The 8,539-nt window shown below is 74.1% G+C and carries 8 protein-coding genes; 6 read left to right on the top strand and 2 right to left on the bottom strand.

The genetic code is table 11. The features are described 5' to 3' along the window. Positions 1-603: 603 nt before the first annotated feature. The 4 genes from uvrB to DLJ47_RS29385 all read left to right on the top strand — a co-directional run bounded on the left by uvrB (position 604) and on the right by DLJ47_RS29385 (position 5,237). The gene (gene uvrB, locus DLJ47_RS29405) at positions 604-2,715 is read left to right on the top strand and encodes an excinuclease ABC subunit UvrB (RefSeq protein WP_088992860.1); all 2,112 of its coding nucleotides are present in this window, start codon (positions 604-606) and stop codon (positions 2,713-2,715) included. Positions 2,716-2,756: 41 nt separating this feature from the next. Next, positions 2,757-3,833, top strand: coding sequence for a helix-turn-helix domain-containing protein (locus DLJ47_RS37220; protein ID WP_146228219.1), 1,077 nt, complete (start codon positions 2,757-2,759; stop codon positions 3,831-3,833). A gap of 24 nt (positions 3,834-3,857) precedes the next feature. Further along, the gene (locus DLJ47_RS29390) at positions 3,858-4,226 is read left to right on the top strand and encodes a VOC family protein (RefSeq protein WP_109904823.1); all 369 of its coding nucleotides are present in this window, start codon (positions 3,858-3,860) and stop codon (positions 4,224-4,226) included. Positions 4,227-4,379: 153 nt separating this feature from the next. Continuing rightward, positions 4,380-5,237, top strand: coding sequence for a helix-turn-helix domain-containing protein (locus DLJ47_RS29385; protein ID WP_109904821.1), 858 nt, complete (start codon positions 4,380-4,382; stop codon positions 5,235-5,237). Between the two features lie 20 nt (positions 5,238-5,257). Here the strand turns inward: DLJ47_RS29385 and DLJ47_RS29380 are convergent, their stop codons facing one another. After that, a complete protein-coding gene (locus DLJ47_RS29380; RefSeq protein ID WP_109904819.1) occupies positions 5,258-6,019 on the bottom strand; it encodes an SDR family oxidoreductase in 762 nt (253 codons plus the stop codon). A gap of 136 nt (positions 6,020-6,155) precedes the next feature. After that, positions 6,156-6,449, bottom strand: a complete 294-nt coding sequence (locus DLJ47_RS29375) for an antibiotic biosynthesis monooxygenase family protein (RefSeq protein ID WP_088992865.1) — start codon at positions 6,447-6,449, stop codon at positions 6,156-6,158. 99 nt (positions 6,450-6,548) lie between these two features. Here DLJ47_RS29375 and pnuC point away from each other — a divergent pair, with 99 nt between their 5' ends. Together pnuC and DLJ47_RS29365 are read left to right on the top strand one after the other, a co-directional pair. Continuing rightward, entirely contained in the window at positions 6,549-7,202 is a 654-nt protein-coding gene (pnuC, locus tag DLJ47_RS29370; protein WP_109904817.1) for a nicotinamide riboside transporter PnuC, read from the top strand. Then, on the top strand, positions 7,199-8,467 hold the full coding sequence (locus DLJ47_RS29365; RefSeq protein ID WP_233258077.1) for an AAA family ATPase: 1,269 nt from the start codon (positions 7,199-7,201) through the stop codon (positions 8,465-8,467). Before pnuC ends, DLJ47_RS29365 begins: the two co-directional genes overlap by 4 nt. The last annotated feature ends 72 nt before the right edge of the window (positions 8,468-8,539 follow it).

The raw sequence follows: 8,539 nt of genomic DNA, 5'->3' as shown, positions 1-8,539 counted from the left end.
GGGCGGCCGCGGGGTCGTCGGGCTGCGGGGCGGTGCCCGGCGTCACGGCCTCGGTAGCGGCGGGCGCCGGGTCGCGGTGGCGGCGGGCTCCGCCACGGCGCAGGAGCCCGGTCCAACGGCCGGCCGACTCGGCCGGTACGGCGTGGTCGGGGTGTTGGCCGCTGGGCGGAGGCTGGTGGCTGTCGTCGGGCCTGCCGTCGGCGTCGCGGCTGCGCGCCGGTCGTGAGGTCTCCACAGGTAGTTGAACGGGCCGGAGCGGGCCGGGGTGACGAGCCTGGCCGGCCCGACGTCAGGGTGCGGGCTGTGCCGCCGGTCAGCGGCCGGAAGGCGGGGGTGACGGGCAGGGGCGCTCGCGGCGGCCGGTCTGCGCGTCACGCGCGACCACACGGGTGCGCACGCCGGACGGACCGGGTGCTGCGACCCCGGTGCCGGGGGCGGGCCCGGCCGTTGACGGCCTGGCCACCGGCCCGGTCGGCCGCCGCGAGCGGCCTACACGAAGAGCCTAGCCGGGTGAGATGGGCCACACAATGGGAATATCGAAGCCGATCAGGGACCGACCGTAGTCGCCGCGGAGTGTCGGACCCCCGGCGTACCGTTGGGGTCATGGCGCTCGACATTCCCCGTCTCGACGGCCGGTTCCAGGTCGTCAGCGAGTTCCAGCCCGCCGGCGACCAGCCGGCCGCGATCGACGATCTGGAGCGTCGGGTCCGCGGCGGCGACCGCGCCACGGTGCTGCTCGGCGCGACCGGCACCGGCAAGAGCGCCACCACCGCGTGGCTGATCGAGCGGTTGCAGCGGCCGACGCTGGTGCTCGCGCCCAACAAGACGCTCTGCGCGCAGCTGGCCAAGGAGTTCAGCGAGCTGCTGCCGCACAACGCGGTCGAATACTTCGTCTCGTACTACGACTACTACCAGCCCGAGGCGTACATCCCGCAGACCGACACCTACATCGAGAAGGACTCCTCAATCAACGAGGAGGTGGAGCGGCTGCGGCACTCGGCGACCATGTCGCTGCTCACCCGGCGCGACGTGATCGTGGTGGCCACCGTCTCGGCGATCTACGGCCTGGGCACCCCGGAGGAGTACCTCGACCGGGCCGTCCGGGTCGCCGTCGGCCAGGAGCTCGACCGCGACCAGCTGCTGCGCCGCCTGGTCGACATCCAGTACACCCGCAACGACATGGCCTTCAACCGCGGCACCTTCCGGGTCCGCGGCGACACGCTGGAGATCATCCCGGCGTACGAGGAGCTCGCCGTCCGGATCGAGCTGTTCGGCGACGAGGTGGAGAAGCTCTACTACCTCAACCCGCTCACCGGCGACGTGGTCCGCGAGGTCGACCACCTGCTGATCTTCCCCGCCACGCACTACGCGGCCGGGCCGGAGCGGATGGAGCGGGCGATCCGCGACATCGAGACCGAGCTGGGTGAGCGGCTGGCCGAGCTGGAGCGGCAGGGCAAGCTGCTGGAGGCGCAGCGGCTGCGGATGCGCACCACGTACGACATCGAGATGATGCGCCAGGTCGGCTTCTGCTCCGGCATCGAGAACTACTCGATGCACATCGACGGCCGGCTGCCCGGCAGCCCGCCGCACTGCCTGCTCGACTACTTCCCCGACGACTTCCTCACCGTGGTCGACGAGTCGCACGTGACCATCCCGCAGATCGGCGGCATGTACGAGGGCGACGCGTCCCGCAAGCGGATGCTCATCGACCACGGCTTCCGGCTGCCCAGCGCGGCCGACAACCGGCCGTTGCGCTTCGACGAGTTCCTGGAGCGGGTCGGCCAGATGGTCTTCCTCTCCGCCACGCCCGGGCCGTGGGAGCTGGAGCAGTCCCAGGGCGAGTTCGTCGAGCAGGTGATCCGGCCGACCGGCCTGATCGACCCGGAGGTCATCGTCAAGCCGACCAAGGGGCAGATCGACGATCTCATGCACGAGATCAAGCTGCGTACCGAGCGGGACGAGCGGGTGCTGGTCACCACGCTGACCAAGAAGATGGCCGAGGACCTCTCCGACTACCTGCTCGAGAACGGCATCCGGGTGCGCTACCTGCACTCCGAGGTGGACACCCTGCGCCGGGTCGAGTTGCTGCGCGAGCTGCGCAAGGGCGACTACGACGTGCTGGTCGGCATCAACCTGCTGCGGGAGGGTCTCGACCTGCCCGAGGTGTCGCTGGTGGCGATCCTGGACGCCGACAAGGAGGGCTTCCTGCGCAGCGGCCGGTCGCTGATCCAGACCATCGGCCGGGCGGCCCGGAACGTCTCGGGCCAGGTGCACATGTACGCCGACAAGATCACTCCGTCGATGGCGGATGCGATCGAGGAGACCAACCGCCGGCGGGCCAAGCAGATCGCGCACAACGAGGCGCACGGGATCAGCCCGGAGCCGCTGCGCAAGAAGATCCACGACATCCTCGACGACATCTACCGCGAGGCGGAGGACACCGAGCAGAACACCCGGGTCGGCGGCGCGGTGCGGCAACTCTCCCGCGGCAAGGCTCCGGTCAAGGAGACCCGCAGCCGCGGCCGGGCCGGCGGCGCCGCACCCGCGCGTGAGGGCATGGCCCGGGCCGAGCTGGCCCAGCTCATCCAGGAGCTGAACGACCAGATGCTGGCCGCCGCACGGGAGCTGCAGTTCGAACTGGCCGCCCGGATCCGCGACGAGGTGGCCGATCTGAAGAAGGAACTGCGGGGGATGGACGCCGCCGGCGTGAAGTGACGCGCGGGCGGTCGTCGGGTCGACAGGACGGGCGGTCGGGGATGGACGCGGTCGAGGCAGCTGTCGACGAGGTCGTCCTCGGGGCGCCCGACGCCCGGCTGCGGCCCTTCGTCGACCGCTACATCGGCTATCGGGAGCGGGCGGCGCTGCCGCTGGTCCGCCGGGAGGTGGCCGGCGCCTTCGTGGTGGTCATCCTCGGCTGGGGCGCCCCGCTGGACGTGGTCGACCCGCGGGACACCGCCCGGGGCGCCCACCGGGTGGACTCCTTCGTCGCCGGCACGTTCGACGGCCCCTGCACCACCCGCCTGGTCGGCGTCGGCGAGGGGGTGGAGCTGCTGCTGGCCCCGTTGGCCGCCCGGCGGATCCTCGGCCTGCCGCTGGCCGAACTGACCAATCGGGCGGTGGGGGTGGCGGCGCTGCCGGGTGGCTGGCTCGACCGGCTCCGCGTCCGGCTGGCCACCGCCACCGACTGGCCGGCCCGGTTCGCGCTGCTCGACGCCGCGTTGGCGGCCCGGCTGGCGACCACCGAACCGGTCGACGCGCGGCTGGCGTGGGCGTGGCGGCGGCTCGCCGAGACCGGTGGCCAGGTCGCCGTCGGCGCCCTCGCCGGCGAGCTGGGATGGAGCCGTCGGCACCTGGCCGCCCGGTTCCGCGACGAGGTCGGGCTGACGCCGAAGACCACCGCCCGGCTGCTCCGCTTCCAGCGGGCCTACGCGACCCTGACCGCCGGGTCGGCCCTCGCCGTCGACCCGGCGGCCGCTCAGCGCGGCCCGAGCGACGCGACCATCCAGAGCGGCGTGACCGGCCCGAGCGGTGCGACCGGCCCGAGCGGTGCGACCGGCCAGAGTGGCGGGACCGGCCTGAGTGGCGCGGCCGGCCTGAGTGGCGCGGCCGGCCTGAGCGGCGGGACCGGCCTGAGCGGTCAAGGCGACCCGGGCGGTGCGACCGGTCGCGGCCCGGGAGGTCGGGGCGGGTCCGCCGGTCCGCTGGCGGGCGGCTGGGCCGAGATCGCCGCCCGCTGCGGGTACTACGACCAGTCCCACCTGATCCGCGACTTCCGGGAGTTCGCCGGCGACACCCCGACCGCGCTCGGGTCACATTCGTCCAATCCGGGGTGACCGCGTCGGCGGCAGACTCGGCGCATGCGAACCATCTATCCGATCTTCCGCTACCCGGACGCCCGCTCGGCCATCGACTGGCTCTGCGCCGCCTTCGGCTTCACCGTGCACGCCCGGCACGACGCGCCCGACGGTTCGGTGGCGCACGCCGAACTCACCCTGGACACCGGCATGATCATGGTGGGCGAGCTGCCCGACCCGCGACCCCGGCCGGGGGACGAGGACTGGTCGGTCTACGTGGCGGTCGACGACGTCGACGCGCACTGCGCCCGGGCCCGGTCGGCCGGCGCCGAGATCGTCCGGGAGCCGTTCGACACCGACTACGGCTCCCGCGACTACACCGCCCGTGACCTGGCCGGCAACGTCTGGTCCTTCGGCACGTACCGGCCCTGACCCGATGGCGGCCGGTCCGGCGGCCGGCCGCCACCGGATCAGCGGCGAGGCGCGACGCCAGCCGGGTGGACGGGGAGCGGTGATTGCGGTGAGCGAGCATGGTATTGCGCTGGGTGACCGTCCTGCGTACTCTCCCTCGGTGGGGAGGCGGGGATGCCGTTGCCAACGAGTCCGGTCATTCGACGTGCGCGGCTCGGCGCCGAGTTGCGCCAACTGCGCCGGCGGGAGGCACTCACCCTGGAACAGGTCTGCGACCGGCTGGGCTGGGCCTCGACCTCCAAGCTGTCCCGCATCGAGCTGGGGCAGAGCCGGCCGGACCTCGCCGACGTGCTCGACCTGCTGGACATCTACCAGGTACCGGCGACGCAGCGGGACGCGCTGATCGTCATCGCCCGGGACGCGGCCACCAGCCGGGGCTGGTGGAAGGCGCTCGGCGAGATGAGCGAGCGGCAGCGCACGTACGCGGAACTGGAAGCGGGCGCGGCGAGCATCGTGGACTACCAACCCGCCGTGGTGCCGGGGCTGCTGCAGACCCCGGCGTACGCCCGGTTGCGCATCGCCGCCGGACGGCTGCTGGACGGCGGCGTGGACGTCGAGGCCGACGTACGGGCCCGGGTCGCCCGGCACGAGGTGCTCCGCCGCCCCGAACCACCGCTGTACACGGCGCTGCTCGCCGAGGCCGCCTGTGACCCCGCCGGCGCCCCGCCGGAAGTGTGGCGGGAGCAGCTGCGGCACCTGATCGACCTGGCCGAGCTGCCGAACGTGACGATCCGGCTGCTGCCCCGGGGTGTCACCGGGCAGGGCGTGCAGCCACTCACCCCGTACTCGTGCTACTCGTTCCCGGACCCGGCCGACCCGCGCACGGTGATGCTGGAGGCGCTGACCACCGACGTGCGCCTGGTGACGCCGCCGGACGTCGACCGGTACGAGCGGATCACCGGCTGGCTTATCGGCGCGGCCCTGCCGGTCGAGGAGAGCGTCGCGGAGCTGGCCCGCCGCGCCGCCGGCTGACCGGGCGGGCCGGGCGCGGGTCACACGTGGCGGCGGAAGCCGCCCTCGGAGTCGATCACCTGACCGGTGATCCATCCGGCGTCCGGGGAGCAGAGGAACCGCACCAGCCGGGCGGCGTCCTGCGGGCTGCCCCAGCGCCCGCCGGGGAAGAGCCGCGCCACCGCCTCGTGGACCTCGGGCGGGGCGTAGCCGGTGTCGGTGGGCCCGGGATTGACACAGTTGACGGTGATGCCGGTCGGCATCAGCAGCGGAGCGAGCTGGACGGTCAGGTTCTCCACCGCCGCCTTGCTCGCCGCGTACGCCAGTTCGCCGGGCATCGGGCCGAGGCGCTGACCGCTGGAGAAGAGCACCAGCCGGCCATCCGATCCGGCGGTGAACGCCGCCGCGAACGCCTCGGCCAGCAGCAGGGTGGCCCGTACGTTGACCAGCAGGTGCCGGTCGATCTCAGCGGCGTCCAGCGCCCCGAGCGGGGTGTGCGTGGAGTAGGCGTGCACCGCCACCAGCGCGTCGAGCCGGCCGTGCCGGCGCACCGCCTCGCCGACCAGCGCGGCCGGCGCCGCCGGATCGAGCAGATCCGCCCGCTGGTAGGCCGCCGCGTCGCCCAACTCGCCCAGCAGGGCCGCCACGCCGTCGGGATCGCCACCGTAGGGCTGCGCCTCGTCGAACTCTGGCAGGCCGCTGAGCAGCAGCCGCCAACCGTCCGCGGCGAGCGTGCGGGCGACCGCCGCGCCGATGCCGATCCGCCGGCTCACGCCGGTCACCAGGGCCACCCGCTGCGTCATGAACGCCAGTCAACCGACACGGACGTCGAAGATCAACCGATATCGCCGCGCGAGTCACCGGGCCCGGCGCCCCCGAGCCCGTCGGGACCGGCGACCGGCGCGTGCGAGCGGACCTTAGAACGGGGGTACGACAGCCTCAGGCGGGCACGTCCACGAAGTGCTCGACCAGCGGCGGGTTGGCGAAGTACGGGCCGATCAGCTCCCGCCACCGGGTGAACCGGTCGCTGCCCCGGAAGTTCTCGTTGTGCGCCTCGACGGAGTCCCACTCGACCAGCAGCACGAAGCGGGACGGCGACTCGACACCCCGGGTCATCCGCACCGACCGGCAGCCGGGGGTGCCGGCGAGCACGGGATGCCCCTTGGCGTACGCGGCGGCGAACTCGTCCTCGTGTCCGGGCAGTACGTCGATGAGCGCGACCTCAAGCACCATGCCGGCAGCCTTTCACGGCGTCCCGGCGGGGCAGTGGCGCGGGGGGCTGTTCCCGGGGACCGGGCGCGCCTAGGGTGGGCGCGCGGAAAGGGGAGCGGCATGATCGACTGGCTGACCGGCACGGCGTTCACCGTGGCGGGCACCGGCACCACCCGGGCCGAGTTGCTGGGCTTCGCCACCGGGGCGCTCAACGTGTGGCTGGTGGCCCGGCAGCGGATCGCCAACTGGCCGGTCGGCATCGTCAACGTGCTGCTGCTGATGCTGCTGTTCTGGACGGCGGGCCTGTACGCCGACGCCGGCCTCCAGCTCGTCTACGTCGCCCTCGGCCTGTACGGGTGGTGGGCGTGGCTGTACGGCGGCGAGCGGCGCTCCCGGCTCACGGTCAGCCGGACCGGTCGACGGGAGTGGTGGGCGCTGGCGGCGGCCGGCCTGGCGCTGACCGTCGGGCTCTGGGCACTGCTGACCCGGGCCACCGACTCCACCGTGCCGCTGCCGGACGCGCTGACCACCGCGCTCTCGCTGCTGGCCACGTACGGGCAGACCCGCAAGCGGGTGGAGAGCTGGTGGCTGTGGATCACCGCTGACCTGATCTACATCCCGCTCTACGCCTACAAGGGTCTCTACCTCACCGCGCTGCTCTACCTGGTCTTCCTCGGGCTCTGCGTGCTCGGCCTGCGCGAGTGGCGGGCGGATCTGCGCCGCCAGGCCAGCGCGACGCCGGTGCCGCCCGGCCCGGCCCCGGTGGCGGCATGACCGACGCGACGCCCCGGCCGCCGGCGGCGGTCGCCGACGGCGCGCTCGAAGCGACGCCCCGGCTCTCGGCGGCGGTCGTCGATGGCGCGGCGGCGGCGCGGCCCCCAGCGGACCGCGCCGACGGCGTGGCGGACGCGGTGCCGGTCGGCCGGCAGCGGACCGCGTCGGGCACCGGGCCGGCGACGCCGGAGTTCCGGCACGGGATGGTGGTGGGCAAGTTCTACCCGCCGCACGCCGGCCACCACGCGTTGATCCGGGCGGCCGCCGCCCGGTGCGCCGCGGTCACCGTGGTGGTGGCGCCGTCGCGCCGGGAGTCGATCCCGCTCGCGGCCCGGCTGGCGTGGCTGCGCGAGGTGCACGCCGGCACCCCGTGGGTCCGCTTCGTCGGCCGGTACGACGACCACCCGGTGGACTACGCCGACCCGGCGGTGTGGGACCTGCACTGCGCCGTGTTCCGCGACGCGCTGGGCGGCCGGCCGGTCGACGCCGTCTTCTCCTCCGAGGCGTACGGCGCCGAGCTGGCCCGGCGCTTCGGCGCCGCACCCGTCGCGGTGGATCCCGCGCGGCGGCGGGTGCCGGTCTCGGGGACCGCGGTGCGCGCGGACCCGGTGGGCCACTGGGACCAGCTCAGCGCCCCGGTGCGGGCCTGGTTCGTCCGGCGGGTGGTGGTGGTCGGCGCGGAGTCGACCGGCACCACGACGATGGCCGCCGCCCTCGCGGCCCACTTCGGCACCCGCTGGGTCCCCGAGTACGGCCGGGAGTTGACCGCGCGGAAGTTGGCCCGGTTGCGCGAGCGCGACCCGGCGGCCACCGTCTTCGACGTCAGCTGGGACCGCGACGACTTCGCCGAGGTGGTCCGGGAGCAGCAGGCGGCGGAGGACGCGGCGGCCCGGTCCAGCGGCCCGCTGCTGATCTGCGACACCGACGCCCGGGCGACCGCCGTCTGGGAGGAGCGCTACCTGGGCTCGTCGTCCGCGCGGGTGCGCGCGGCGGCCCGCCGGCCGGCGCTCTACCTGCTCACCGACCACGTCGGGGTGCCCTTCGCCGACGACGGGCTGCGCGACGGCGAGCACCTGCGGGCCTGGATGACCGACCGGTTCCGGACGGAGCTGGCCGGCTGCGGGGTGCCGGTGGTCGAGCTCAGCGGGCCGCACGAGCGGCGGCTGGCCCGGGCGGTCGCCGCCTGCGAGGAGCTGCTGGCGGCCGGCTGGTCGCTGGCCGACCCGCTGGTCGCCCCGCCCGACCAGGAGCACCTAGCCTCCTAGGACGCTCGACGGGGTGTGCGCCTGTCTCTTATACACCTCTGACGCTGCCGACGAACAGCCTTGTGGAGAGCT

The sequence above is a fragment of the Micromonospora sp. S4605 genome (assembly GCF_003176715.1).
GTDB lineage: Bacteria > Actinomycetota > Actinomycetes > Mycobacteriales > Micromonosporaceae > Micromonospora > Micromonospora echinaurantiaca.
The sequence above is the reverse complement of the archived record's forward strand: the minus strand, read 5'-3'. Positions and strand labels throughout refer to the sequence as shown.